Genomic DNA, 24424 nt, shown 5'->3' on the forward strand with positions numbered 1-24424 from the left:
ATCATGCAGGTCAATTTTTCGAAAATGCATGGGTTGGGCAACGATTTCATGGTCGTTGACTGTGTTACCCAGAACGTGTTCTTCTCGCCGGATGCTATCCGGCGCTTGGCTGATCGCCACCGCGGGGTGGGGTTCGATCAGCTGCTGGTGGTAGAGCCGCCCTATGATCCTGAGACGGATTTCCACTACCGGATCTTCAATGCCGATGGCAGCGAGGTCGAGCAGTGCGGCAATGGTGCGCGCTGCTTTGCCCGTTTTGTCTGGATGAAGGGGCTAACCAATAAATACCACATTTCGGTCAGCACCAAAGCCGGCAAGATGGTGCTCAAGCTGGAGAACGACAATCAGGTTACCGTCAACATGGGCGTCCCTGAGTTTGATCCGGCGAAAATCCCATTTCGTGCCAAGCAAAGTGAGAAAACCTATATTTTGCGTGCTGGCGAAAAAACCGTGTTCTGCGGTGCCGCGAGCATGGGTAATCCTCACTGTGTCACTGTAGTGGATGATGTTGATACTGCGGATGTCGAGACTCTGGGGCCGCTGTTGGAATCCCATGAGCGTTTCCCTGAGCGGGTCAATGCGGGATTTATGCAGGTGATCAATCGCAATGAAGTTAAGCTGCGGGTTTATGAACGCGGTGCCGGTGAAACTCAGGCCTGTGGCAGCGGGGCTTGTGCCGCAGTTGCCATCGGCCGGATGCAAGGGCTGCTGGATGACAATGTGAAGGTGTCGCTTCCGGGTGGTGATTTGCAAATCCGCTGGCCGGGAGAGGGTAAACCTTTGTATATGACAGGTGCGGCAACGCATGTGTTTGATGGACAAATTGTATTATGACCGATATTTCTCAGCTGGACGTGTGCAGTCCTGAACAGGACGCCGTCTCGTTGGACGAGCAGGCGGTGGCAGATTTTTTGCTGGCCAACCCTGATTTCTTTGTTCGCCATCCGGCACTACTAAGCCGGATACAGGTCCACCATGCCGACCGCGGTGTGGTGTCGTTGGTGGACATCCAGCTTGAACGCCTGCGTAGCAATGTCGGCGAACTGGAAGAGAAGATTACCGGTTTGGTTGGAGCGGCAACCAAGAACAGCCAGCTCTTCCATACCTTTGCCAAGGCGCAGCAGCAGCTATTCCAGACCCATAATATCTACCAGGCACTGTGTGTGTTGGAGACCTTGGCCGATGAGCTGGGGCTTGATGTTAGCTTGCGTCTATTCGATAGCCTGGATGATAACCTGTTCCTTGAGCGCCGTAGCTTCGATAGCTTCAGCCGCTCTCGTTTGTCATCTCGTCCGGTCTATCTTGGCCGCCTGCGCAAGCATGAGGCGGAAATGTTGTTTAACCAGCCACCACAGCTGGGCTCTTTTTTGGTATTGCCGCTTGGCAATGACAGGCCGTTTGGTGTCCTGAGCTTCGCCAGTGTTGATGGCGGCCATTTCCAGCCGGAGATGGATACCTTGTTTGTCGAGCAGTTGGCAATGGTGCTGGCTAAACTCATTCACCACTGGGAATACACTCGTGAGGTGATTGAATGAGTCTGCCTTCTGGCTTGGAAAAGCCGTTGCAGCGATTCTATGAATACTTGCGCAGCGAGCGAGAGCTTAGCTTGCATACCCAGCAGAACTACAAGCGTCAGCTGACGACATTGGCTGAGCAGCTGGTCTCCTTGGGAGTCGATAATTGGCAGGCGGTGGATGCCGGATGGGTACGCCAGTTGGCCTCCAAGGGCATGCGTGATGGTCTCAAGGCCAGCAGCCTGTCGATGCGCCTGTCGGCGCTGCGTAGCTTCTTCGATTATCTGGTGCAGCAAGGCGTGCTTAAGGCCAACCCGGCCAAGGGCGTGTCGGCGCCGCGCAAGGCGAGACCGCTGCCAAAGAACCTTGATGTCGATGAAATGGATCAGCTACTCAGTGTCGATGAGGATGATCCGCTGGCTATCCGTGATCGGGCTATGATGGAGCTGATGTATGGTGCCGGCTTGCGTTTGTCGGAGCTGGTCAGCCTGGATGTCAAAGATGTTAGCCTGCGCAAGGGCGATTTGCGGGTGATCGGTAAGGGCGACAAAGAGCGTGTAGTGCCGTTTGCTGGCTTGGCCCGCGAATGGGTCGGTCATTGGCTCAAGGTGCGCGGTCAACTGGCGGCGGCTGGTGAGCCGGGGCTGTTTGTCTCCAAACTCGGGCAGCGCATCTCCAACCGCAATGTCCAGAAACGGATGGCGGAATGGGGCCAGAAACAGGCTGTTTCCAGCCATATCAACCCACACAAATTACGCCATAGTTTTGCGACCCATATGCTCGAGTCTTCGGGAGATTTGCGGGCCGTCCAGGAATTGCTGGGCCATGCTAACCTCTCGACCACTCAAATTTATACCCACCTGGACTTCCAGCACCTGGCACAGGTGTACGATGAAGCCCATCCCCGAGCCAAGCGTAACAAGCGCTGAGCCGGGGTTTTTCGAGAGTAACCGCTGATGCAGTTTTACCGCCGCTTGTCTGCGCCCAAAGCGCTGACCTTCGATCTTGACGATACCCTCTATGATAACCGTCCGGTGATCCGTCGCGCCGAGCAGGCGATGCATGATTGGTTGGCGGCTTATCACCCGCGCACGCAAGGTGTCGGGACAGCGGGTTGGTTGCAGCTGAAAATGCGCCTTGCCAAGGCGGACCCAATGCTGCGCCATGACGTGACCCAATGGCGCTTCGAGTTGCTCAAAATTGGCTTTATGCAGTTGGGCTATTCCTTGTCGGCAGCTGAGCAGGCGGCGACCGAGGGCGTGGCGGTGGTACTGGAGGTCAGGAACCAGGTTGATATTCCTGACGAGACCCACCGGGTGCTGGCCTTGCTCAAGCAGCAGCTGCCATTGGTGGCGATTACCAATGGCAATGTCGATGCGGGTAAAATTGGGCTGGCGCAGTATTTTGATAGCGTCTTGATGGCCGGCCGTGATGGGCTATCAAAGCCCGAGCCGGATTTGTTTGCCAGTGCAGCGGCAGGACTTGGTCTGGCACCGGGCGATATCCTCCATGTCGGCGATCACCTAGTGACCGATGTCGGCGGGGCCAAGCGCATTGGCTTCAAAGCCTGCTGGTTCAACGACCAGCAACGGGTACTGAGCCGCGAGCCGCGCGCCAAGTGGCTGCCGGATGTCGAAATCAGCCAGCTTTCACAACTGTTGGCGTTGGTGTCTGAGTGATGCTTAATTTCTGGCTTCGGTAGCAGGATAAAATCACAAAACCTACCCGACACGGACGTCGGGTTGGAGCGACATGGATGTCTTGATTGCGTTTTTGGGATTTTCGTTCTGCTATCGAAGCTGTGGCGTAGATTGGTAGAGGGGACAGTTTATGGTGCTGTCCCCTTTTTGCTGGGTGAGGTTTTATTGCAACAGGGACTGCTTCGGTTTGCTGCTTATCAAATGGTCGACCGAGATCATCCCTGCCCCCCAGAATACGTTGACCAGCATCATCATGCCCCACAGCTGGTGGTCGAAGAACCCTTTCTCCCACAATAGTGGGTATGACACCACCGCAATGATATTGAATACAAACAAAGCTAGCGCCATCGGGCGGGTAAACAGGCCCAGCGCCAAGAATACCGGCAGGATCAGCTCGGCTGCGGTACCCATGTAGGCAGCTATTTGCCAGGGCAGCAGCGGCACCTGGTACTCATACTCGAACAGGTAAAGGGTACTGTCCCAGCTGTTGTATTTCACCATGCCCGATTTGAAGAAGACCCAGGCGACCCAAAGCCGGGTGAACAGCAGCAGGAATGGGATCAGTGGCTCGGTGATCCGCTGGGACGTTGTGTCGATTTGTTTGAGAAAATTCAGCATGCGCATTCTCCCTCAGGCAAGCCGTGGATACGGGTAAAGAATTGTTGTTGGATAAGTTCGCCGAGAATGGCCAGCATGGCTTCATCGGCTTCTCCCAATGGTTTTCCTTGCTGACATAGGCGCAGCAGCGCTGTAGCCGACGGGGCCGTTGACAATACCTGCATCCCCTGCGGGCGGTGCTGGATAATGACCGACTCCGGCTGGTTGAGGTCAATTTGCTCAATCTGGTCCTGGGTGATCATCTGCCACAGGCTGGCGACTGGGTACTGGGCGTCGAAGCTGTAGACTGGCTCGGCCACTTCCATCACCAACTGGGCCAGATTGTCCTCGGTGATCAGTGCTAGTTGCTCGAACGGAAAATTCGAGTTGATCGGAACATGCTGGCTGGCACGGTCTACCAGCCATTCAAGGCGGGCCAGATCAGCTAAATAGGGGACAGCTTCAACCAAGGCAGGTTGGTTGTTGATGGTGTCGCTAAACCCGTCACCGTAGTCGGTGACATTACCTTCGCCAAGCGGTTGGTTGAGGACATGTTGGCGGGCAATCTGGGCAAAGCACTCCTCGCCAACGATTGCTAGGCAGCATGGGTAGGTGGCTTCCAACACCTCTGACAGGCTGATAATAAAATTATTTCGATAAACCTGAATCAGTTGTTCCGAGCCGAATGTACTATCAGCGATTTTGTCGCTGGCCGAGCTGGACCTGTAATGCAGCGCTTCGGCGAAATCCTGCTGCAACTGATGGAGGTTGTTAGGCTGCGGAGATCCCATCACTGGCCTCCTTGGCGATAATCTGTTGCGCTTTTTTTGCCTCTCCAAGTAATACATCAAGCTCAGGAATATCGAGATCCCACTCTATCAGTGTTGGCACCCCGCCTAGTGCGGCGAAATGTTGGCGTACCCACTGGCGGTAGAGTTGCCACACCGGTTCGCTGACCGGTTTGCTGTGAGTATCTATCCAGATCTCCCCTTGCTCGAACTGCTTGACCGTAAAACCAGCTAGGTGGATTTCCTTAACGGTTCGCGGGTCGATGGCATCGAGATAGGTCTGACAGTCAAAGCCATGGTTGAAGCTGCTGACATAGATGTTGTTGAGATCAAATAACAAACCACAGCCGGTACGTTGCTGGACTGCCCGCAGAAACTCCCACTCAGGTATGGTTGAGTGGTTGAAGCTCAGATAGCTGGACGGATTCTCGACCAACAGTTGGCGTCCGAGGGTATCCTGTACCTGCTCGACTTTGCGGCAGAAGTGGGATAGGGCTTCTTCGGTATAGGGAAGCGGTAGCAGATCATTGAAATATTGGCCGTCGACCGAACTCCAACTCAGGTGATCGGAGACCGCTATAGGGTCGATTTCCTCTACCAGCTGCTTGAGCTGGCTGAGGTGTCGCATGTCCAACTCGTCGGCGGAGCCGAGGGACATTCCGATCCCGTGACAGCTGATGGGGTAGTAGTTGGCAATATCCCGGAGCTGTTGACGGGCCGGTGAGTTGGCCGTGAAATAATTCTCGCTGTGAATTTCCAGCCAGCCGATATCTGGCTGTTCGGCGAGAAATTGATGGATGTGGGGGGAGCGAAGCCCCACCCCTACCATCTTGTCATAAGGCAACCTGCTCAATTATTTAGCCTCTTTTGAGCTACCGACCAGGCGATCACAAAGGCCTTTAGGCACCATGACGAAAGCATCTTTCTGACCATCGGTTTTCGAGGTGCCGGCACAAGAGCTGGTTTTGGTCGCACAGTCGTTTTTACCGGCTTTGACCACTCCGTAGCACTTCTCTTTGTCTGCTGCGACCGCAACAGAAGGAGTTAAAGCAGTACCCGCAAGGGCAAGTAGACCTGAAACCGCGGTAGCTACAGCAAGATTAGACTTTTTCATAATGATTCCTTCATTTAAGTGTTATCAAGTTGGTAGGTGGTTAAGGGTTATGATGAGCTGGTTGAGCCGCCGGCTAGGCGATCACATAAACCTTTGGGAACCATCACGAAGGCATCTTTCTGGCCATCAGTTTTCGAGGTACCGGCACAAGAACTGGTTTTGGTGGCACAGTCATTCTTACCGGCTTTTACAACGCCGTAGCACTTCTCTTTCTCGTCGGCGGCTACCGCTGCTGTGGTGGTCATGGCGGTACCGGCTAGAGCAAGTAGGCCAGTTACGGCAGTGGCGAGTGCGATGTTGGTGGTCTTTTTCATGTTCATTCCTCTTAAATACGCTGACTGTTGCTGGAAAATGCAACGTTTCCTTTTTGATTAACTGGCACCTCTTGGTGCTCTCGGTACATAAGAAAGGGCGAGTTGGGAATAACTTTCACGCTTTCTTAAATTTTTTTAACTTTCCGTTAACTTGCGTAATTCCAAGCATAGAACAAAACAATCCGGCAAGAGGTTGATAAGGTGAAATTTTTGTCGCCCATTATTGACGGGTTTGTCATCTATAGAGGGTGGTATCTCGGCGGTTAGGGAGGTTTCTCGCATCGCAGGGGGCTTTGTGGTTATAATCATCACCATTGTATAAATAACCAGTAGAGAGCGATGGACGTTTCACTTCTGTTAGATGGCCTGAATGACAAACAACGCGAGGCGGTGGCAGCACCGTTGGGTAACCACCTGGTTTTGGCCGGCGCCGGGAGTGGCAAGACCCGGGTCTTGGTCCATCGCATTGCTTGGTTGATGACGATAGAGCAGGCCTCGCCGTACTCCATCATGTCGGTGACCTTTACCAATAAGGCGGCCGCAGAGATGCGTGGCCGAATTAACGAGCTGATGCACGGTTCGTCGGCCGGGATGTGGAACGGTACATTCCACGGCCTGTGTCACCGTATGCTGCGTGCCCACTATCTTGATGCAGGTCTGCCGGAAGACTTCAATATCCTCGATTCCGAAGATCAGATGCGTCTGCTGCGCCGTTTGATCAAGGCCCAAAACCTAGACGAAAAGCAGTGGCCAGCCCGTCAGGCAGCGTGGTATATCAACGAGAAAAAAGACGAGGGACTACGACCACAGCACATTGATACCTTCAATGATCCGGTCGAGCAGACTTGGTTACGCCTCTATACCGCCTATCAGGAAGCCTGTGATCGTGCCGGCTTGGTTGATTTTGCCGAGTTGCTGCTGCGTGCTTTCGAACTGCTGCAGCGCAGCAAGCATATTCGCGAGCACTACCAGGCGCGTTTCAAGCATATTTTGGTGGACGAGTTCCAGGATACCAACAACATCCAGTTTGCCTGGCTGCGCTTGATGGCAGGCCCTGATTGTAACGTGATGATTGTGGGTGATGATGACCAGTCTATCTATGGCTGGCGCGGTGCCAAAGTGGAAAACATCCAGCGTTTCTTGAATGACTTCAAGGGCGCGAGCTCTATCTTCCTTGAACAGAACTACCGTTCTACCGGCAATATCCTAAAAGCGGCCAACGGCCTGATCGCCAACAACAACGAGCGTATGGGCAAGAACCTGTGGACCGATGGTGCAGAGGGTGAGCTGATCTCGATTTACTCGGCTTTCAATGAGCTGGACGAAGCCCGTTTTGTGGTTGGCAAAATCAAAGAACTGCGTGATCAGGGCGGTGCGCTGAGCGAAGCGGCCCTGCTTTATCGCAGCAATGCCCAGTCGCGGGTATTGGAAGAAGCGTTGATCCAGGCCGGGATGCCATACCGCATCTATGGCGGTATGCGCTTCTTCGAACGTCAGGAAATTAAGGATGCTCTGTCCTACCTGCGTTTGATCGCCAACCGCAATGATGACGCCTCGTTCGAGCGGGTTGTGAACACCCCGACTCGCGGCTTGGGTGACCGCACCCTGGAAACTATCCGCATGGCAGCCCGCGACCGTGGCGCCACGATGTGGCAGGCCAGTGTTGCCCTGCTGGAAGAGCAAGTGCTGGCTGGCCGTGCCGCCAACTCCTTGCGCCGCTTTATCGAGTTGGTCAACGCACTGGAAGACGACACCCGCGAGCTGCCGCTCTACCAGCAGACCGATGAGGTGATCCGCAACTCCGGACTGCGCGCCATGTACGAGCAGGAGAAAGGCGAAAAGGCCCAGGCCCGTATTGAAAACTTGGAGGAGCTGGTAACGGCAACCCGCCAGTTCGAGATCCCGGAAGAAGCCGAGGAGATGAGCCCGCTGTCGGCGTTCTTGTCCCATGCTGCGCTGGAAGCCGGCGAAGGCCAGGCCGATGACTTCGAGGATGCGGTCCAGCTGATGACCATGCACAGCGCCAAGGGCCTGGAGTTCCCAGTGGTGTTCATGGTCGGTGTCGAGGAGGGCATGTTCCCGAGCTCGCGTACGACCGAGGAAGTGGGCCGTTTGGAAGAGGAGCGCCGCCTGTGCTACGTGGGGATGACCCGTGCGATGCAGAAGCTCTACATCTCGTATGCGGAAATGCGCCGCCTCTACGGCAAGGATAACTTCCACAAGCCGTCACGCTTTATTCGCGAGATCCCGGAAGAGTTCATTGAAGAAGTGCGGATGAAGGCCAAGGTCTCCCGCCCGGCCAGCAGCGGCCGCTTCAGCCAGAGCCAGGTCAACGAGAACTTCAACCAGACCGGATACAGCCTTGGCCAGCGAGTCCAGCACCCGAAATTCGGAGAAGGGACAATCATCAACTTCGAGGGCAGCGGTGCCCAGAGCCGGGTCCAGGTCGCCTTCAATGGCGAGGGGATCAAATGGCTGGTCACCCAGTATGCCAAGCTTGAGCCGATGTAATTACCGGCTGGCACAGTGTCGATATTGAAACAAAAACCGTGGCAGGAGCCACGGTTTTTTTGTGGGAGGTACACAGGCTTTTTATTCCGCGATGACCTTGCCTTCGCGGCGCGGGTCGGCAGCGCCGGTGAGGGCTTTGTCGCTGAGCTTGATGGCCTGAACACCCGAGTTGAGCTCCTTGACCTGGACTTTGAAGCCGAGGGCTTCCATTTTCGGTGCCCATTGCTCGGCTGCGGTATTGGCTTCTAGCTCATACGGACCGAAGCGGTTGTTCATGTTCGGCAGGTTGATGGCCTGTTGCAGATCCATGCCCCAGTCGAGGTGGGCCACCAGGGTTTTGGCGACATAACCGATGATCTGGCTGCCGCCTGGTGAGCCGATGGCAAGGTATGGCTTACCTTTTTGCATCACGATGGTCGGTGCCATCGAGGAGCGAGGCCGCTTGCCCGGCTCGACCCGGTTGGCTATCGGCATGCCGTTGTCATGGCTGCGGAAGGAAAAGTCGGTCAGCTCGTTGTTGAGTAGGAAGCCGCGTACCATCACCCGCGAGCCGAAGCCGTTCTCAATGGTGGTGGTCATCGAAATTACGTTACGGCCCTTGTCGACAATCGAAAAGTGGCTGGTTGAGGGCAGCTCGAGTGATTCGTCCATGGCATAGCGCATGGCGTGATCCCATGGCGGATTGCCAGCTTCGGCCTTAGCCAGGGCTTGGTCGCTGTTCAGCAGGGCGGCACGCTGCTGGAGGTAGTCATCGGCCAGCAACCCTTTGGTCGGCATAGGTACATAATCACTGTCGGCCATGTATCGGCCGCGATCGGCAAAGGCGAGGCGCGAGGCATCACCGAGCAAGCGCCAGCTGGTGAGGTTATCCGGCCCTAACTCGCCAAGCGGGTAGTGGCTGAGCATGCCCATGATCTGCCCCAGTGTCAGTGCTCCGGAGCTTGGCGGCCCCATCCCACAGATCTCATACTGGCGGTATGGCGCGCAGACGGCAGGGCGCTCCTTGACCTGGTAAGTCGCCAGATCCATAGTGCTGAGCACGCCCGGGTTTCCGGGGGCGGTACGGACCGCCTTGACGATGTCTTTGGCAATCTCACCGGTGTAGAAGGCGCTGGCACCGCGCTCGGCAATCTGCCGCAGGGTGTCGGCATACTCTGGGTTCTTTAAGGTTTGCCCGGCTTGAATAGCCGTGCCGTCTTCATTGAAAAAATAAGCTTTGGTCGCGGTGAAACGCTGCAAGTGGGCTTTGTCCTTTTCCACTAATGCCGCCAGCCTAGGGCTCACAATAAAGCCCTCTTTGGCGAGTTTGATGGCAGGCTCGAACAGCTTCTTCCAGTCCAGCTTGCCGTGGCGCTGGTGGGTATACCACATTAACCTAACAGTACCCGGGGTGCCGACCGAGCGGCCACCGACCACGGCATCGAAGAATTTAAGCGGTTGGCCTGTTTCATCTTGGAATAACAGCGGGGTGACAGCAAACGGGGCGGTTTCGCGGCCGTCGAAGGTGGTCAGGGCTTTTTTCTTTTGATCCCAATAGACCATGAATGCGCCGCCGCCAATGCCGGAGGATTGCGGCTCGGTCAGGCCCAGCACCAGCTGGGTAGCCACCATGGCATCGATGGCGTTGCCACCCTGGCGCAGGATCTCCGCACCTGCTTCGCTGGCATAAGGATTGGCAGAGGCAACCATCCAGTCTTTGCCGGTCACGGCTTGCTGCTCGGTCCGGCCGGTTGCCGCTTCCGGGGCAAGCTGATCAGCAGTTTGCTGGCTGTCTTTGGCAAGGGAGGTAACAGGCAGGGTCAGCAGGCAAGCTGACAACAAGGCAATCCGGTGTTGGTTCCATTCCATGGTCAATTTACTCCTTACTTAGGCTGTAGTTAGCCTAAGTAAGGACTGGGGGCAATGTCTAACCGTTGGTTGTTTTTTGTGCTGCGGGTCAACCTGTGCGGCAGTCAGCATCAATGATCACGATGAAATGATGCTGACTAGGATCAGGCTGCCGATCACGGTGAACAGGGCACCGCAGGTTGCATCAATCCAGGGTGTCCATTGCTTGAGTTTTTGCTGCAGGCGGGCTCCGGTCAGCAGCCAGGCCAAAAGGGCAAACCACAGGAACGAGGTGATCCACAGCAGACCGATGGCTGTGGCCTTGCCACCTAGGGACATACTGGCTGGTACCAGTGTCGATAGCAGGCTGATGAAAAAGACCAGAGCCTTGGGATTGAGGATGTTGGTGGTAAAGCCTTTGGCTAGAGCTTGTTTGCGGTTAGCAAGCACTCGCTGCGAAGATTTACTTGGCTGTCCTGCCTCGGCTTGGTGGCGCTGCTGCCAGTGTTGCCATGTGCCTTTCAGGGCACCGATCCCGAGCCACAGCAGGTAGCTGCCGCCAGCGGCTTGCAGAAGGGCAAACAGCATCGGGTGCTGGTGGATCAGCAGGCTGGCCCCGGTCAAGCTGAGAATGGAATGGAGCAGGATCCCGAGCGACAGGCCAAGGGCGATCATGATGCCGGTTTGACGGCCGTAGCGGCCGGCATTTTGTACCACTAAGGCGAAGTCGGGTCCCGGGCTCATCAAGGCGACGATATGAACGGTGACTAGGGTGGCAAGGGTGGTTACTTCGTTGATCATAGTGTGTACGTTATCCTTCAAATATCAGGGCACAATGCCCAGCAAGGCTTAGCATGCCTTAGCTGTGTGGTGGAAGCTTGTAAAAAAATGACAGTTATTCGATGCCGTGAATTTAAGGCTGGTTATTTGATATGTGAAGGGGCGATGCCGAAGGTTTGCTTGAAGGCATGGGCGAAGTGAGCCTGATCGTAAAAACCCACGTGGTAGGCCACTTCGGTACTGGTGTAACCTGCTTTCAGCAGTGCCATGGCATGTTCCAAGCGAAGCCGGGCCAACCAGGCGTAGGGGGTCATACCGGTGGCTTTTTTGAATTGGCGCAGCAATTGTGACGGGCTGAGATCGCACAGGCTGGCCAGTTGTTCGAGGCTGATTTTCTGATCCAGATGAGCCATTACATAGTCGCGCAGCTGAGCTAAGTCTTTGGAGCCCAGAGCCGTGACATTGGCTTCGCGAACCTTGCCGTAGTGGGTCAACAAATAGGAAAAGGACTCGATCGGCAAGCTGTCTTTGGCCAGTTGTGACACCAGCGGATTGTCCAACTGTTGGTGAAGCATAGTCAGTTGCTGGAACAGGGCATGATCAGCGATCTTATTTTGCGGGAAACTATAGTGGCTCTTGCCCGAGACGTCGTTGGCCTGCTGGCTGAGCCAGTCGGGGGTTATGCTGAAGACCTTAACTTGGTATCCCGTTTGCTCGTTGGGTTGGCCGTCGTGGATTTCGTCCGGTGGCATGATCACCAGCTGTCCGGCACCGGCGATGTGTTTGCTGCCGTTGTAGAAATATTGCTGTTGGCCCTGGGTGATCAACCCGACATGGTAATCGAGGTGATAATGGCGCTTGAACGCAAAGCTTTGGTAATGGGCATCAATCAGACTGATGTCATCAATGGGGCTTTTGCGATGGCTGATTTTATTCATATCTCGCTCCCCTTTGCGGCTCATGGTCGGTTATGAGTACACCATAGCCATGGCGGCAGCGCTTGTAAAAAATCAACAGTGCTGCATGCCAATATGCAGCACTGTTTTTTAGTTCGTTGAAAATTTAGCTGACAGCTGCTTGTTTTTTATTGCTGCGATGGTTACGCAAACCTTCGAAGCTGAACACGATCAGTGCCGCCCAGATAAAGGCAAAGGTATAGCCTTTGTCGGCGGTGAAGCTCTCGCCGTAAACGGTGATAGCCAGCAGGAACATCAGGCTCGGACCAATGTACTGGAAAAAGCCCAGGGTTGAGAGCTTGAGCTTGGTGGCGGCTCCGGTAAAGCACAGCAATGGCAGGGTGGTGACAATACCGGCTGCCATCAGCAGCAAGTTGGTATTCATCGGGTTGGCTGACCAGTCAGAGGTTGCGCTGTTGGCAAAGATAAACACGTAGCCGAGTGCTAGAGGCAGCAACAGACTGGTTTCCATGAACAATCCGGTTGCTGCATCGAGGTTGACCTTCTTGCGCAGCAAGCCGTAGAGGCCGAAGCTGGCGGCCAGTGCCAGGGCAATCCAAGGTAGGGAACCAAATTGGATCAGCTGGACAGCAACCCCGGTGGCAGCCAGGGCAACGGCGATCCATTGCAGCGGACGCAGGCGCTCACCCAGGAACATCATCCCAAGCAGGACATTGAGCAGCGGGTTGATGTAATAGCCGAGGCTGGCATCCAGCATGTAGTTGTTGTTCACCGCCCAGATGAAAATTAGCCAGTTGCCCCCGACCAGTAGCGAGGTCGCTAGCAATAGCATTAACACTTTCGGCCGGCCCAGTACGGCACGGACCTGTCCCCAGCCCTTGCTGACGACTAGTAACAAGGCAAGAAAGACAAACGACCAGATCACCCGGTGGCTGAGAATTTCCATCGCGCTGACATGCTGGAGGGATTTGAAATAGATCGGTGCTATCCCCCACATGGTGTAGGCCGATAGGGCGAGGATGACGCCGCGTTGGGTCTGGGTATTTTGCGCTTCCATGGTTACCTGAAAAGTTGGTGCCGAGCTGGCGGGGAGAAATAAATATTCAATTGCGTATGCAAGGGCAGTATAAATCGTGATCGATCTCAATACTATTGCCTTTTTCCTCTACAACTATAGCTGCTGGCAGAGCAAATGATTTGAACCGGGTGTGACTCCCATCAGTGATCTGAATGGTATAGAATAGCCAGCCTTGTCCATCTTCAGGTGCCCCGCTTCGGGTCGCCAGTGCCTATGAGAACGTTATGCCAGCAAGCCAGCCGAGCCAGACCGAGACCCCAATGACCTGTCAGCAGGTCCTGCAGGAGGTGTTCGGCTACCAGGAATTCCGCGAAGGCCAGCAGTCTGTTATTGAGGCGGCGGTCTCCGGTCAGGATTGCCTGGTGATCATGCCGACCGGCGGCGGCAAGTCGCTGTGCTATCAAATTCCTGCCTTGCTGCGTGATGGCCTGACCTTGGTGGTCTCCCCGTTGATTTCCCTGATGAAAGATCAGGTCGACCAACTCAAGGCCAACGGTGTGGCTGCTGCCTGTATAAATTCCACCATGTCGTGGGAAGAGATGCAGGATACCTTTCAGGCGATGGCACAGGAACAGTTGAAACTGGTCTATGTCTCTCCCGAGCGTTTGCTCAGCCGTGACTTCTCCGAACGCCTAGCCAGTTTGCCGCTCAGTATGATTGCGGTCGATGAAGCGCACTGTATCTCGCAGTGGGGCCATGACTTCCGCCCGGAGTATGCGGCTATTGGTAGTTTGCGCCAGGATTTCCCGGAGGTGCCGGTGATTGCCTTGACGGCCACGGCAGATGAGACCACGCGCCAAGATATTGTGGCCCGCTTAGCACTTAAGGATCAGCATACTTATCTCGGCAGCTTCGATAGGCCGAATATCCGCTATACCCTGCAGGAAAAATACAAGCCGATGGCCCAGTTGACCCGCTACCTGTCCGGTGTCCGGGGTCAGTGTGGCATTGTCTACTGCAATAGCCGTAAGCGGGTAGAGCAAATCAGCGAAAAGCTCAATGATAGCGGAGTCCGAGCGGCAGCATATCATGCCGGGATGGAGCACGATGAGCGGGCCTGGGTACAGGAAGCGTTCCAGCGTGATGATGTCCAAATCGTGGTGGCGACCGTGGCTTTTGGTATGGGGATCAACAAGCCCAACGTGCGCTTTGTGGTCCACTATGACATTCCACGCAATATCGAATCCTATTATCAGGAAACTGGACGGGCTGGCCGTGATGGCCTGCCGGCAGAGGCTATCCTGTTCTATGACCCATCGGATCTTGCTTGGCTGCGTCGTTGTTTGGATGAAAAGGAAGAGGGCCCGCAGAAGCTGGTGGAAAGCCACAAGCTTAACGCCATGGGGGCGTTTGCCGAGGCCCAGACTTGCCGTCGTCAGGTGTTGCTCAATTACTTTGGCGAGGCGCGGGAAGAACCGTGTGGCAACTGCGATGTCTGCCTTGACCCACCCAAGCACTTTGACGCCCTTGAGGTGTCGCAGAAGGCATTGTCCTGCGTCTACCGGGTGAACCAGAGCTTTGGTATTACCCATGTTGTGGAAGTGTTGCGCGGTATGCAGAACCAGCGCATTCGAGAGCATGGCCACGATAAGCTCAGTACTTATGGTATCGGCCGCGAGCACAGCCATGAGTTTTGGGTCAGCATTTTGCGTCAGTTGATCCACCGCGGCTTCCTGACCCAGAATATCGTGCGCAGTTCTATTTTGCAGCTAACCGCCAAGGCGCGTGAAGTACTGCGGGGCGAAGTGCCGCTCGAGCTGGCGGTACCGAGGTTGGATATCGCGGCTCGCAGTGCCAAGAGCGATAAAATGGCCAACCGCCAATACGACAAGAAGCTGTTTGCCAAGCTGCGCAAACTACGCAAGGCGATTGCCGATGAGGAAGATTTGCCGCCGTATGTGGTATTCAATGATGCCAGCCTGATGGAAATGGCAGAGCGTTTGCCGACTTCGGCAGGAGAGCTACTGGCCGTCAATGGGGTCGGGCACCGTAAACTGGAAAAGTACGGCAATGCCTTCCTGGGGCTGATTGAAGATCATCTCACTGCGGGTGAAGAAGTCGGTTTTGGGATCGGCTAGATAAAACGGCCAGATAAAAAAATACCGGACAATCCGCGTCCGGTACAAAATGCGTTTTAGATACAAACTGGGGCGTTGCCCCGGCATGCTCTGTTCGCTACAAAACAGCTTGCGTATTTGGTGAGAATGTTAAATTCACCGATTGCTAACCGGGTCTCCCCGATTGGCAACAACTTCATAAAACCATGAACTTTGCCCCTTGGCTAGAGGCTGGTTATTGCTTGATACGCAGAGAAACAATTGGTTACAGGAAACCTTCCGCAACCTCCCATTGCTAAAAGGAATATAGCGCCATGACTACTCGCCCACACTACTGGTGCCGCCATCTGGACAGTGCCGTAAGGCTGCTGGAGATCGGTAGCCCTGATTTCGACTATGATAATTTTGCCGCGGTTGCAGAGGTTTTGTTGCAACAGCTTGGCATTAAGGTGGTAGAAAAAGAGACCAATGCCGATTTGCATGTCTGGCTGGTGGATTTCGAGGGATGCCGGCTACTGCTCAAAGGCGAACACTACAGCAGTCAGATGTGGCTGGAAGGGCTCGACAGTGATGCCGAGGAAACACTGTTATTCCTCGCTGGGCTACTAGCAAAAAGGTGAAACATTACGCAAAGCGTGTATAATCCCCGCCTTCGGTTGCTACTGGCAGTGTGATAGCTGGCAGTAGTTTTTTTGGGTTCCCTCTCCCCCAATGACAAAAAGGTCTGACAATGACGACTTCTCAATTTTCGCCCGCGCAGCAGCGCAAGGCGCTTTCTTTTCTGGTGGTGTTCCACCTACTTATCATCGCATCGAGCAACTATCTGGTGCAGCTTCCCTTTACCGTGATGGGGTTCCATACTACCTGGGGTGCCTTTACCTTTCCGTTTATCTTCCTGGCCACTGACTTGACGGTCCGTATTTTCGGGGCAGCCATGGCAAGGCAGATCATCTTGCGGGTGATGATGCCGGCGTTGGTGATTTCCTATGTACTATCGGTCCTGTTCTATCAGGGTGAGTATCAGGGGCTCGGTCATCTTGGTGAATTTAACCTGTTTGTGGCGCGAATAGCGATTGCCAGTTTCATGGCTTACCTGCTGGGTCAGATCATGGATGTATCGGTGTTCAACCGCCTGCGCCAGACCAAACAGTGGTGGGTAGCGCCGAGCTGCTCGACCTTGTTCGGTAATGCGCTTGATACCCTAGCCTTCTTCTCGATAGCGTTCTACAACAGCCCGGATGCCTTTATGGCGGAGAACTGGGTCGAGATCGCCTTGGTGGATTACGGCTTCAAATTGCTGATCAGCCTTGGCCTGTTTGTGCCTATGTACGGTGTACTGCTTAATTACCTGATTGGTAAGCTGACCACCTTGTCCCCGGCCAAGCCTGATGGTGACAGCCAGCCGCGCAATACCTTGGGCGTTTAGCTTTCCCTTCATCGGGTTTCGCACCATAATAAGCACAGTTTAAGGCCAGCATTGCTGGCCTTTTTAATAGGAGGAAGTATGCATATCCGAGAGGCCAGTATTGAAGAAGCGGTAACTGTATTGGCCGCCATTTCTGAGTTTGTCCGCCCGGCCACCGAGGATGACATCAAGCAAAGGCTTCGCGGTCACCGGGCACTGATTTTGGTGGCCGAGCTGAACGGTGAATTGGTCGGGGTAAAAATCGGTTATCAGCTATCGGAAGAGTGTTTTTATAGCTGGTTGGGTGGCGTTGCGCCGGCCGGCCGTCGGGGTGGGGTGGCCCAAGCATTGCTGGAAGCGCAGGAAGAATGGGTGGTGGCAGAAGGCTATCAGGAACTGAGGGTCAAGTCCCGTAACCGCTTCCCTGCCATGCTGCGTTTATTGCTGAGAAATGGTTACCAAGTCGAGCATCTAGAGAAGAAAGATGGGATTGAAGATTACCGGTTGCATTTCATCAAACAACTAAATGACAACAATTCTCAATAAAATGCTTGCATCTCAAATGAGAATGGTTATTATTAACTTGCACTCAGCGAGAACAGCAACAAAGAGTTCTCGATTGAAGGCACGACATTGCTCACATTGCTTCCAGTGTACTTTAGCTAGGGTGGGTTTTTAGTGTAGGGCTGAAAACACAATCCCTTCTGCTGAGCGGCAACTACTTCCAGGTCTTGATAATGGAAAGTAGTGCCGCTTTTTCTTTATCTGCGGTTTATTCTGTACCAGCGTTTTACTTCGAAGGTGCTAGGCTATCTTGACGAGTTCCTTGACCAGTTTGTTGATCCCTTCTGCGGCCTCTGAAATGCTGCCGGCCAGCATATAAGCCGGCGTCGTCAGTAGGCGACGTTTTTGATCTAGCACGTAGTCACTGACCGGGCACTTGATATGTTCGCCACCCATTTGGGTGAAGACCTTGGCCGTATCCGGATCGGTGCCGATCGTGCCTTTGGCACCCGGGCCATAAATTAACGGGATCATCGCCGGGGCAATACATAAGTAACCGGCGGGTTTTTCTTCTTCGGCAAACTTCTGACACACCCGCTTGACCTCGGGATGAACAGTGCATTCACTGCCCTTGAAGGCGAAGTCAGACAGGTTCTTGGCGGCACCGAAGCCGCCGGGTAGCAGCAGGGCGTCATACTGGGTGGGATCCAAGGTGGCCAGATCATCGATTTGACCGCGGGCGATCCGGGCTGCTTCGATCAAGACATTCCGCCTTTCTGCCATTTCTTCACCGGTCAGGTGGTTGATCACATGGTGCTGATCCATATTCGGGGCAAAGCAATGCCAGCTGGCACCTTCTTGCTCGATAGCAAGCAGGGAGAGGACGGATTCATGGATTTCGGCACCGTCAAAGACTCCCGAGCCGCTCAAAATAACTGCAATTTTCTTCATAATGGCTCCCTTTATCGTCAGATTTGTCTATTTTTACTCTCAGTTCATCTTATTTCAGTATGTCCTGTTAACTTTTTCCACAATTAACGATCATTTCAGGATCGTGGATCTATTGAACGATATTGATTTAAGTTGTTGTATTTTATTATTTTTATGGCTGTGTTTTTTATGGTTTGAAAAATTGATCAACTGTTTAAAATGAACTACCAACAAACTTATCCACAGAAACGGCCCCCAAACTGGAAAACAGCAGTTAACAGTTGATGGTAGTCATGGCATCCTAGTGACCTAACTCTTTCATCCCCCGGATATAAGAATATCTTTATGGCAACTATCCCAGAAAATCCACTTATTCTGATTGATGGATCATCTTATCTTTATCGTGCCTACCATGCTGCGCCTAACTTCACTAATTCAGACGGTGAACCAACCGGTGCGGTGTATGGTGTAGTGAACATGCTGCGCAGCATGTTGCGCCAGTTTTCCACCGAGCACATTGCCGTCATCTTTGATGCGAAAGGAAAAACATTTCGAGACGATATGTACCCGGAATACAAGGCCAACCGTCCGCCAATGCCGGATGATCTTCGCTCTCAGATCGAGCCGCTTCATGCCGTGATCAAGGCCATGGGCCTGCCGCTGATTTCGATTCCCGGGGTAGAAGCCGATGACGTGATTGGTACCTTGGCCAGCCAGGCGTCGAAAGCCGGTATGCCGGTATTGATCAGTACCGGTGATAAAGATATGGCCCAGCTGGTTGATCAGAATATTACCCTGATCAACACCATGACCGATGTGGTGATGGATCCGGCTGGGGTTGTTGATAAGTTTGGTATCGGCCCGGAGCTGATCATCGACTACCTTGCCCTGATGGGAGACAAGGTTGATAACATCCCGGGCGTACCGGGAGTCGGTGAAAAGACGGCAAAGGCATTGCTAACTGGTATTGGTGGGTTGGATGCACTGTACGCCAACCTTGATGATATTGCGCCGTTGGGTTTCCGTGGTTCGAAAACCATGTCTAAAAAGCTGCTTGATAACAAGGAAGCGGCATACCTGTCCTACGAGCTGGCGACGATCAAGCTGGATGTCGAGCTGGATGTCACCCCGGATCAGTTGGTGAAAACCACCCCGGACACGGATGAACTGACCAAGCTGTTTGGCCAATTGCAGTTCCGCCGTTGGTTGTCTGAAATGCTAGATGGCAGTGACGGCCGTATTGTTGCCGATGAAAAATCGGCGGCACCGGCTGCTGAAGCCAAGCCGGTTGCCCCAGTGATTGATCGTAGTGGTTACGAAACTGTGCTGGATGAAGCGGCATTCAACCAGTGGCTGGAAAAACTCAATACGGCTGAAGTCGTAGCGTTTGACACCGAGACCGATGGTTTGGATTACATGACGGCAAACTTAGTTGGTGTGTCATTTGCGGTGGAAGAAGGTAAAGCGGCCTACGTGCCGGTAGCTCATGATTACCTTGATGCTCCGGCCCAGCTTGATCGCGATTGGGTTCTGGCCCAGCTTAAGCCGCTGCTGGAAGACCCAAGCAAGGACAAGGTCGGCCAGAACCTCAAGTTCGATGCCAGCATCCTTGCCCGCTACGGTATCGAGATGCAGGGGATCCGCTTTGACACTATGTTGGAATCCTACGTCTTCAACAGTGTGGTAGGCCGCCATGATATGGATAGCCTGTCGCTGCGCTACCTTGAGCACAAGACCATCAGCTTCGAAGACATTGCAGGCAAAGGCAAGAAGCAGCTGACTTTCAACCAGATCGATCTGGAGCAGGCCGGCCCTTATGCAGCAGAAGATGCCGATATTACCCTGCGTCTGCACAATGTATTGCTCGAGAAAGTGAATGCCGATGCCAAGCTAAAATCGGTGTTTGACGATATCGAGATGCCATTGGTACCGGTTCTGTCGCGCATGGAGCGTACCGGGGTATTGATTGACAGCATGCAGCTTGGCGCGCAGTCGACTGAGATCGCCGTTCGCCTTGATGAGCTGGAAAAGCAAGCCTTTGAGATCGCGGGTGACGAGTTCAACCTGAGCTCGCCAAAACAGCTCCAGGCTATCCTGTTCGAGAAAATGGGCCTGCCGGTACTCAAGAAAACCCCATCGGGTACCCCTTCGACCAATGAAGAGGTACTGCAGGAGCTGGCACTGGACTACCCGTTGCCGAAGCTGATCCTGGAATACCGTAGTTTGGCGAAGCTGAAATCGACCTACACCGACAAGCTGCCGAAGATGATGAATCCGGCAACAGGCCGCGTCCATACGTCTTACCACCAGGCAGTAACTGCAACCGGCCGTTTGTCGTCAAGCGATCCGAACTTGCAGAACATTCCTGTCCGTAACGAAGAAGGACGCCGCATTCGCCAAGCCTTCATTGCACCGACCGGCTACAAGGTACTGGCGGTCGACTACTCGCAAATCGAGCTGCGTATCATGGCGCACCTGTCGGGCGATCAGGCCCTGCTGGATGCCTTCAACCACGGCAAAGATATCCATGCCGCGACCGCTGCCGAGATTTTGGGGATCCCGCTTGAATCGGTGACCAGCGAGCAGCGTCGCCGTGCCAAGGCGATCAACTTCGGTCTGATCTATGGTATGAGTGCCTTTGGCTTGGCCAAGCAGTTGGATATGGGGCGTAACGAAGCGCAGGATTACATGAATGTGTACTTCGAGCGCTACCCGGGCGTACTGGAGTATATGGAAAGCACACGTAACAAGGCCAGTGAACAAGGGTATGTCGAAACTCTGTTTGGCCGCCGTTTGCACTTGCCTGACATCAAGTCGCGCAACGGCATGCGCCGCAAGGCCGCTGAGCGTGCAGCGATCAATGCCCCGATGCAGGGAACCGCTGCCGATATCATCAAGCGTGCCATGGTGTTGGTCGATGAGTGGGTTGGCCAACAGCCTGAAGGACGTGTTCGCCTTCTGATGCAAGTTCATGACGAACTTGTATTTGAGGTACAGGAGTCGGAGGTCGACAACGTTTCTGCCGAGGTTCGCCGTTTGATGGAATCGGCGGCTGAGCTGGCTGTTCCGCTGATTGCTGATGCAGGGATTGGCGATAATTGGGATCAAGCGCACTAATCAGGCCCAAAAGCGATAAAGTGAAGAAAATAGCCAGCAATGCTGGCTATTTTTTTACTGAAATTATTCGTTCAGTGACTTACGAAGCTTAGAAATTAGTTACGAGATCTTGAAAAAAAACTACAAAAAGTCTTTTCAAGACTGAACAATTGATATACAGTTAGAGGCGTAGGGTACAGAGGTAAGATGTTCTATCTTTCAGACCTTTTGTTTCACGTTATTGGATTTGGCTGATTCAGCCGCCCTGGTCATTTGACCAGGGCGTTTTTTATTGTGCCGAAGAAAAATCCATCTCCCCCTAAACTCCCCGTGTATATTTTGATCATTCTGGCGCTGATTGGTTGCCAACTCATCTATTTAGTTACCGAATATCGATGCTGGAAGCTTTTGTTGCCAGGCTTTACTCTCATTGCCGATTTTTTCTTCTCTAATTTTTAGAGTAATTACTTTAATTTTGCTGAGCAGGTGGCTATAATCTTGTTTGCTTCTTGTTCATATTTGTTTTCGGTAGTGGGTTCAAAACCGGCTAGCCAACAAATACATGAAATCGCCATCCTGGATTTGGGGTGGCTTTTTTTTATCCAGCCTGTCATCAAACTGTAATTTTATTCCATTTTGGGATGTCAAAATCCGCTTGTCACCATCTTTATTTTTGATAAAAAACAACTTTCCCCTAGATTGTGCGCCAACAGTCTAAAACTGGATATTTGCGGCGGGAAACCAAGGCCGGATATGAGTCGCGATGTTGCCCAAAACACACTTATGGGATAAAAAACTTGCGTTGGTGGGGGAAATCACTGATGCTTTCGAAACAAATATAAAAACCTCCTATTTCTCTCCCATTGCCCCGCCTTGCTGGTGGGGTATTTTTATGCCTGTTATTAATTGGCTGTCCGTTGCTGTTGTCAAAGGTAAAAAAAAGCCCCCATGCGGGAGCTTTGCTATTGGTTTAAGTGCTGGGCGAAGCTTTACTCTTCGTCTTGCGCTTCGTCTTCTTCAAGCAGTGCCAGTTGGCGCTCAAGCTCAGGGGCAAACCATTCGTCCAGTTTGCGACGGACCTGATCGACACCGATCCCCTTGAGTGATGAGAAAGCTTCGACCTGGACGTCGCCACCGAAGGTCTTGACGTTGTCGCGTACTTTCATCAGTTGTTGTTTGCGGGCACCGCTCTTGAGTTTGTCGGCCTTGGTCAGCAGAACCAGCACGGGTAGGCGGCTCTCGATCGCCCACATGATCATCTGCTGATCCAGATCCTTGAGTGGATGGCGGATATCCATCAGTACCACTAGGCCCTGCAGGCACTCGCGTTTTTGCAGGTATTCACCCAGCGATTCCTGCCATTTCAGTTTCATTTCCAGCGGAACCTGGGCATAGCCATAGCCTGGTAGGTCAATCAGGTTACAACCCGGTACCACTTCGAACATGTTGATCAATTGGGTACGGCCAGGCGTTTTAGAGGTACGAGCCAGGCTCTTTTGGTCGGTGATGCGGTTTAGGGCACTCGACTTACCTGCATTGGAGCGGCCAGCAAATGCGATCTCAACGCCTGTGTCGTTTGGCAAGTGTCGGATTGTAGGCGCACTTGTGATAAATCCTGTGTTTCTATAGTTGAGAGGTTGATTCACTGTTAACTCCGTCAAGTCTTGATGTAGTCGACTGATTACTTTTATGTGAAATTGTGTAAAATGTACGAAAACCGAGCTCGGTTAGTGGTCGCATTGTATACCATGTTACTGAGCATTACTTGTGGTACTGGAAGCTCTATAATTATAAACGGAATGTCATGAAGAAATTAGCACTGATATTGACTCTGCTGGCCAGTTGCTCAGCCTGGGCCCAGGGAGATGCAGAAGCCGGAAAGGCGAAAGCCGCAACATGTGCCGCCTGCCATGGTGCAGATGGTAACGGGATTATGGCGCAATACCCTAAGATCGCCGGCCAGCATGCAGGTTACCTTGAAAAACAGCTCAAAGATTTCAAGCTTGCGATGAGCACCGGTGGTGAGCAAGGACGTAATGATCCTGTTATGGGTGGCATGGCTATGCCGCTGACCGAGCAGGATATGGCTGACCTAGCAGCCTATTATGCCTCACTGCCTATCTCTGATAACACCACACCTGAATCGTCGATTGAAATCGGCCAAACCCTATACCGTTTTGGTGATGCCGAACGGGGTGTGACTGCCTGTACCGCTTGCCACGGCCCACGTGGTAATGGCACCAGTTTGTCAGGTTTCCCTAAAATCTCTGGCCAGAATGCCGAATACGTTAAGCTTCAGCTGGAGAAATTCCGCGATGGCCAACGTGTCAATGACATGAATGCCATGATGCGTGCGGTAGCTGCCAAGCTTACCGATGACGAAATTACCGCCTTGTCACAGTACGTGGGCGGCTTGCACTAAATTTTACTTCAGCCTGGCTTCCAGTCGGTGGTGAGAAAAGGGCAGCTTCGGCTGCCTTTTTTATTGGCTTGCTCCCCTTAAAACTGCAAGAAAATGACAGCGTTTGTGGCCAGAAACGCAAATAACTGCGCGGCGTGTGAGAGATCAGCTATTCGTACCGGTTAATGTTGATGAAGTTATTAATAGTGATTGACTAAAAATCACAATAAAACATGGCCTTGCAAGTACTGAAAAAAAGTTACAGCTAAGTGCTCTGTGCCGGGGACATTGTTTCATTCTCTTATCGGCGTAAAGTATGCCTTGTCGACAGGGAGTTGGCACAGGAAGGAAAGCGCCATTGACGGCATGGGCAGGTGGCCCGAAGGATCACAGGATGTCCGGCAAGGAGCCGGGTAGACCGCAAGATGTGGTAAGGATTGTCAGGTAAGACCCTTACGGAAAAGAAAACACAACATAGGAAACAGCATTCTAGGGACGGGGTGCACACACGGATGGTGAACTGGTTGTCAGATGACAACACGCTAATGGAAAAGCCGGTTAGGGATAGCCGTAAAGGTAAGGAAAACCATTCAAGGACGGATAAAATTCATCAGGACGATGAAGAACAACAAGTTGGCATGGAAGCAACAATAACAATGGATATTGTCAGACCGGGATGTTTCTAACTGGTTAAGGACAGACTAGACAGGATATAGCCAGCAATGGCGACCCCACAGAGCGACAGGTTTTCTAACCTGTCGCTTTTTTCTTTTATGGCACTTGCCTCGCCAACCTTTGTAGTGCACATTTCTCCATCAAATCTGCTATGATACCCGGCTTCATTTGGGCGCCGTGGCATTGCCCTGTGCGTTAGACTTAACAGGAGAGCGA

At 53.2% G+C, this 24424-nt stretch carries 24 protein-coding genes; 13 read left to right on the forward strand and 11 right to left on the reverse strand.

The genetic code is table 11. The features are described from left to right. Positions 1 to 3 precede the first annotated feature (3 nt). The 4 genes from dapF to yigB are packed head-to-tail and all read left to right on the forward strand — an operon-like array spanning position 4 to position 3193. The gene (gene dapF / locus ACXAD4_RS28980; protein WP_107300310.1) at positions 4 to 834 is read left to right on the forward strand and encodes a diaminopimelate epimerase; all 831 of its coding nucleotides are present in this window, start codon (positions 4 to 6) and stop codon (positions 832 to 834) included. Then, positions 831 to 1535 carry a DUF484 family protein gene (locus ACXAD4_RS28985; RefSeq protein ID WP_475245734.1) on the forward strand — a complete coding sequence of 235 codons (705 nt, stop codon included), beginning with the start codon at positions 831 to 833 and terminating at the stop codon, positions 1533 to 1535. The genes dapF and ACXAD4_RS28985 overlap by 4 nt, the downstream gene beginning before the upstream one ends. Beyond that, entirely contained in the window at positions 1532 to 2443 is a 912-nt protein-coding gene (gene xerC / locus ACXAD4_RS28990; protein ID WP_475245736.1) for a tyrosine recombinase XerC, read from the forward strand. Before ACXAD4_RS28985 ends, xerC begins: the two co-directional genes overlap by 4 nt. 27 nt (positions 2444 to 2470) lie before the next feature. After that, positions 2471 to 3193, forward strand: a complete 723-nt coding sequence (gene yigB / locus ACXAD4_RS28995) for a 5-amino-6-(5-phospho-D-ribitylamino)uracil phosphatase YigB (RefSeq protein ID WP_475245737.1) — start codon at positions 2471 to 2473, stop codon at positions 3191 to 3193. Between the two features lie 183 nt (positions 3194 to 3376). Here the strand turns inward: yigB and ACXAD4_RS29000 are convergent, their stop codons facing one another. The 5 genes from ACXAD4_RS29000 to ACXAD4_RS29020 are packed head-to-tail and all read right to left on the reverse strand — an operon-like array spanning position 3377 to position 6027. Continuing rightward, positions 3377 to 3832: a DoxX family protein gene (locus tag ACXAD4_RS29000; RefSeq protein ID WP_317525036.1), complete on the reverse strand. Its 456-nt coding sequence runs from the start codon at positions 3830 to 3832 to the stop codon at positions 3377 to 3379. Beyond that, positions 3826 to 4602, reverse strand: a complete 777-nt coding sequence (locus ACXAD4_RS29005) for an HvfC/BufC family peptide modification chaperone (protein ID WP_475245739.1) — start codon at positions 4600 to 4602, stop codon at positions 3826 to 3828. Before ACXAD4_RS29005 ends, ACXAD4_RS29000 begins: the two co-directional genes overlap by 7 nt. After that, positions 4583 to 5428 carry an MNIO family bufferin maturase gene (bufB, locus tag ACXAD4_RS29010; protein ID WP_475245805.1) on the reverse strand — a complete coding sequence of 282 codons (846 nt, stop codon included), beginning with the start codon at positions 5426 to 5428 and terminating at the stop codon, positions 4583 to 4585. The genes ACXAD4_RS29005 and bufB overlap by 20 nt, the downstream gene beginning before the upstream one ends. Before the next feature lie 24 nt (positions 5429 to 5452). After that, positions 5453 to 5713: a BufA1 family periplasmic bufferin-type metallophore gene (locus tag ACXAD4_RS29015; RefSeq protein ID WP_475245740.1), complete on the reverse strand. Its 261-nt coding sequence runs from the start codon at positions 5711 to 5713 to the stop codon at positions 5453 to 5455. Between the two features lie 47 nt (positions 5714 to 5760). Continuing rightward, positions 5761 to 6027 (reverse strand): BufA1 family periplasmic bufferin-type metallophore, encoded by a 267-nt coding sequence (locus ACXAD4_RS29020; protein ID WP_475245742.1) that lies wholly within the window; start codon positions 6025 to 6027, stop codon positions 5761 to 5763. A gap of 339 nt (positions 6028 to 6366) precedes the next feature. Here ACXAD4_RS29020 and uvrD point away from each other — a divergent pair, with 339 nt between their 5' ends. After that, complete coding sequence (gene uvrD / locus ACXAD4_RS29025; RefSeq protein ID WP_475245743.1) at positions 6367 to 8538, forward strand: DNA helicase II; 2172 nt, start codon at positions 6367 to 6369, stop codon at positions 8536 to 8538. An 81-nt stretch (positions 8539 to 8619) separates the two neighbouring features. Here the strand turns inward: uvrD and ggt are convergent, their stop codons facing one another. The 4 genes from ggt to rarD all read right to left on the reverse strand — a co-directional run bounded on the left by ggt (position 8620) and on the right by rarD (position 13119). Further along, positions 8620 to 10386: a gamma-glutamyltransferase gene (gene ggt / locus ACXAD4_RS29030; RefSeq protein WP_475245745.1), complete on the reverse strand. Its 1767-nt coding sequence runs from the start codon at positions 10384 to 10386 to the stop codon at positions 8620 to 8622. A gap of 117 nt (positions 10387 to 10503) precedes the next feature. Next, positions 10504 to 11163, reverse strand: a complete 660-nt coding sequence (locus tag ACXAD4_RS29035; RefSeq protein WP_475245806.1) for a LysE family translocator — start codon at positions 11161 to 11163, stop codon at positions 10504 to 10506. 125 nt (positions 11164 to 11288) lie between these two features. Next, positions 11289 to 12083 (reverse strand): helix-turn-helix domain-containing protein, encoded by a 795-nt coding sequence (locus ACXAD4_RS29040; protein ID WP_475245746.1) that lies wholly within the window; start codon positions 12081 to 12083, stop codon positions 11289 to 11291. Positions 12084 to 12207: 124 nt separating this feature from the next. Further along, positions 12208 to 13119: an EamA family transporter RarD gene (gene rarD / locus ACXAD4_RS29045; protein ID WP_475245748.1), complete on the reverse strand. Its 912-nt coding sequence runs from the start codon at positions 13117 to 13119 to the stop codon at positions 12208 to 12210. Positions 13120 to 13364: 245 nt separating this feature from the next. Here rarD and recQ point away from each other — a divergent pair, with 245 nt between their 5' ends. The 4 genes from recQ (at position 13365) to ACXAD4_RS29065 (ending at position 17148) form a co-directional block, all read left to right on the forward strand. Next, complete coding sequence (gene recQ, locus ACXAD4_RS29050) at positions 13365 to 15218, forward strand: ATP-dependent DNA helicase RecQ (protein WP_475245750.1); 1854 nt, start codon at positions 13365 to 13367, stop codon at positions 15216 to 15218. Between the two features lie 293 nt (positions 15219 to 15511). After that, positions 15512 to 15817: a DUF3630 family protein gene (locus ACXAD4_RS29055; RefSeq protein WP_475245751.1), complete on the forward strand. Its 306-nt coding sequence runs from the start codon at positions 15512 to 15514 to the stop codon at positions 15815 to 15817. 110 nt (positions 15818 to 15927) lie between these two features. Next, the gene (locus ACXAD4_RS29060; RefSeq protein ID WP_475245752.1) at positions 15928 to 16623 is read left to right on the forward strand and encodes a 7-cyano-7-deazaguanine/7-aminomethyl-7-deazaguanine transporter; all 696 of its coding nucleotides are present in this window, start codon (positions 15928 to 15930) and stop codon (positions 16621 to 16623) included. Between the two features lie 78 nt (positions 16624 to 16701). Beyond that, on the forward strand, positions 16702 to 17148 hold the full coding sequence (locus ACXAD4_RS29065; protein ID WP_475245753.1) for an N-acetyltransferase family protein: 447 nt from the start codon (positions 16702 to 16704) through the stop codon (positions 17146 to 17148). Between the two features lie 258 nt (positions 17149 to 17406). On the opposite strand, the gene elbB is transcribed toward ACXAD4_RS29065, so the two are convergent. Beyond that, the gene (elbB, locus tag ACXAD4_RS29070; RefSeq protein ID WP_475245754.1) at positions 17407 to 18057 is read right to left on the reverse strand and encodes an isoprenoid biosynthesis glyoxalase ElbB; all 651 of its coding nucleotides are present in this window, start codon (positions 18055 to 18057) and stop codon (positions 17407 to 17409) included. A 324-nt stretch (positions 18058 to 18381) separates the two neighbouring features. Between elbB and polA the strand changes: the two genes are divergently transcribed. After that, entirely contained in the window at positions 18382 to 21153 is a 2772-nt protein-coding gene (polA, locus tag ACXAD4_RS29075) for a DNA polymerase I (RefSeq protein WP_475245755.1), read from the forward strand. Positions 21154 to 21339: 186 nt separating this feature from the next. Continuing rightward, on the forward strand, positions 21340 to 21387 hold the full coding sequence (spfP, locus tag ACXAD4_RS29080) for a small protein SpfP (RefSeq protein WP_438616993.1): 48 nt from the start codon (positions 21340 to 21342) through the stop codon (positions 21385 to 21387). Between the two features lie 734 nt (positions 21388 to 22121). Here spfP and yihA read toward each other — a convergent pair. Next, on the reverse strand, positions 22122 to 22778 hold the full coding sequence (gene yihA, locus ACXAD4_RS29085) for a ribosome biogenesis GTP-binding protein YihA/YsxC (protein ID WP_475245757.1): 657 nt from the start codon (positions 22776 to 22778) through the stop codon (positions 22122 to 22124). Positions 22779 to 22936: 158 nt separating this feature from the next. On the opposite strand from yihA, the gene ACXAD4_RS29090 reads away from it, so the two are divergent. Next, entirely contained in the window at positions 22937 to 23554 is a 618-nt protein-coding gene (locus ACXAD4_RS29090; RefSeq protein WP_475245759.1) for a c-type cytochrome, read from the forward strand. 491 nt (positions 23555 to 24045) lie between these two features. Then, entirely contained in the window at positions 24046 to 24219 is a 174-nt protein-coding gene (locus ACXAD4_RS29095) for a hypothetical protein (protein ID WP_475245761.1), read from the forward strand. Positions 24220 to 24424 lie beyond the last annotated feature (205 nt).

Source organism: Photobacterium sp. AWH4_225, from assembly GCF_056158405.1.

Bases quoted from the DNA above. Each gene is read 5' to 3' on its own strand.
- xerC (WP_475245736.1), top strand. From the start codon at position 1,532: ATGAGTCTGCCTTCTGGCTTGGAAAAGCCGTTGCAGCGATTCTATGAA.
- ACXAD4_RS29095 (WP_475245761.1), top strand. From the start codon at position 24,046: ATGGTGAACTGGTTGTCAGATGACAACACGCTAATGGAAAAGCCGGTT.
- ggt (WP_475245745.1), bottom strand. From the start codon at position 10,386: ATGGAATGGAACCAACACCGGATTGCCTTGTTGTCAGCTTGCCTGCTG.
- ACXAD4_RS28985 (WP_475245734.1), top strand. From the start codon at position 831: ATGACCGATATTTCTCAGCTGGACGTGTGCAGTCCTGAACAGGACGCC.
- recQ (WP_475245750.1), top strand. From the start codon at position 13,365: ATGCCAGCAAGCCAGCCGAGCCAGACCGAGACCCCAATGACCTGTCAG.
- rarD (WP_475245748.1), bottom strand. From the start codon at position 13,119: ATGGAAGCGCAAAATACCCAGACCCAACGCGGCGTCATCCTCGCCCTA.
- ACXAD4_RS29000 (WP_317525036.1), bottom strand. From the start codon at position 3,832: ATGCTGAATTTTCTCAAACAAATCGACACAACGTCCCAGCGGATCACC.
- dapF (WP_107300310.1), top strand. From the start codon at position 4: ATGCAGGTCAATTTTTCGAAAATGCATGGGTTGGGCAACGATTTCATG.
- bufB (WP_475245805.1), bottom strand. From the start codon at position 5,428: ATGGTAGGGGTGGGGCTTCGCTCCCCCCACATCCATCAATTTCTCGCC.
- polA (WP_475245755.1), top strand. From the start codon at position 18,382: ATGGCAACTATCCCAGAAAATCCACTTATTCTGATTGATGGATCATCT.
- ACXAD4_RS29015 (WP_475245740.1), bottom strand. From the start codon at position 5,713: ATGAAAAAGTCTAATCTTGCTGTAGCTACCGCGGTTTCAGGTCTACTT.
- ACXAD4_RS29040 (WP_475245746.1), bottom strand. From the start codon at position 12,083: ATGAATAAAATCAGCCATCGCAAAAGCCCCATTGATGACATCAGTCTG.
- ACXAD4_RS29020 (WP_475245742.1), bottom strand. From the start codon at position 6,027: ATGAAAAAGACCACCAACATCGCACTCGCCACTGCCGTAACTGGCCTA.
- ACXAD4_RS29065 (WP_475245753.1), top strand. From the start codon at position 16,702: ATGCATATCCGAGAGGCCAGTATTGAAGAAGCGGTAACTGTATTGGCC.
- ACXAD4_RS29055 (WP_475245751.1), top strand. From the start codon at position 15,512: ATGACTACTCGCCCACACTACTGGTGCCGCCATCTGGACAGTGCCGTA.
- uvrD (WP_475245743.1), top strand. From the start codon at position 6,367: ATGGACGTTTCACTTCTGTTAGATGGCCTGAATGACAAACAACGCGAG.
- elbB (WP_475245754.1), bottom strand. From the start codon at position 18,057: ATGAAGAAAATTGCAGTTATTTTGAGCGGCTCGGGAGTCTTTGACGGT.
- ACXAD4_RS29005 (WP_475245739.1), bottom strand. From the start codon at position 4,602: ATGGGATCTCCGCAGCCTAACAACCTCCATCAGTTGCAGCAGGATTTC.
- ACXAD4_RS29090 (WP_475245759.1), top strand. From the start codon at position 22,937: ATGAAGAAATTAGCACTGATATTGACTCTGCTGGCCAGTTGCTCAGCC.
- yigB (WP_475245737.1), top strand. From the start codon at position 2,471: ATGCAGTTTTACCGCCGCTTGTCTGCGCCCAAAGCGCTGACCTTCGAT.
- ACXAD4_RS29060 (WP_475245752.1), top strand. From the start codon at position 15,928: ATGACGACTTCTCAATTTTCGCCCGCGCAGCAGCGCAAGGCGCTTTCT.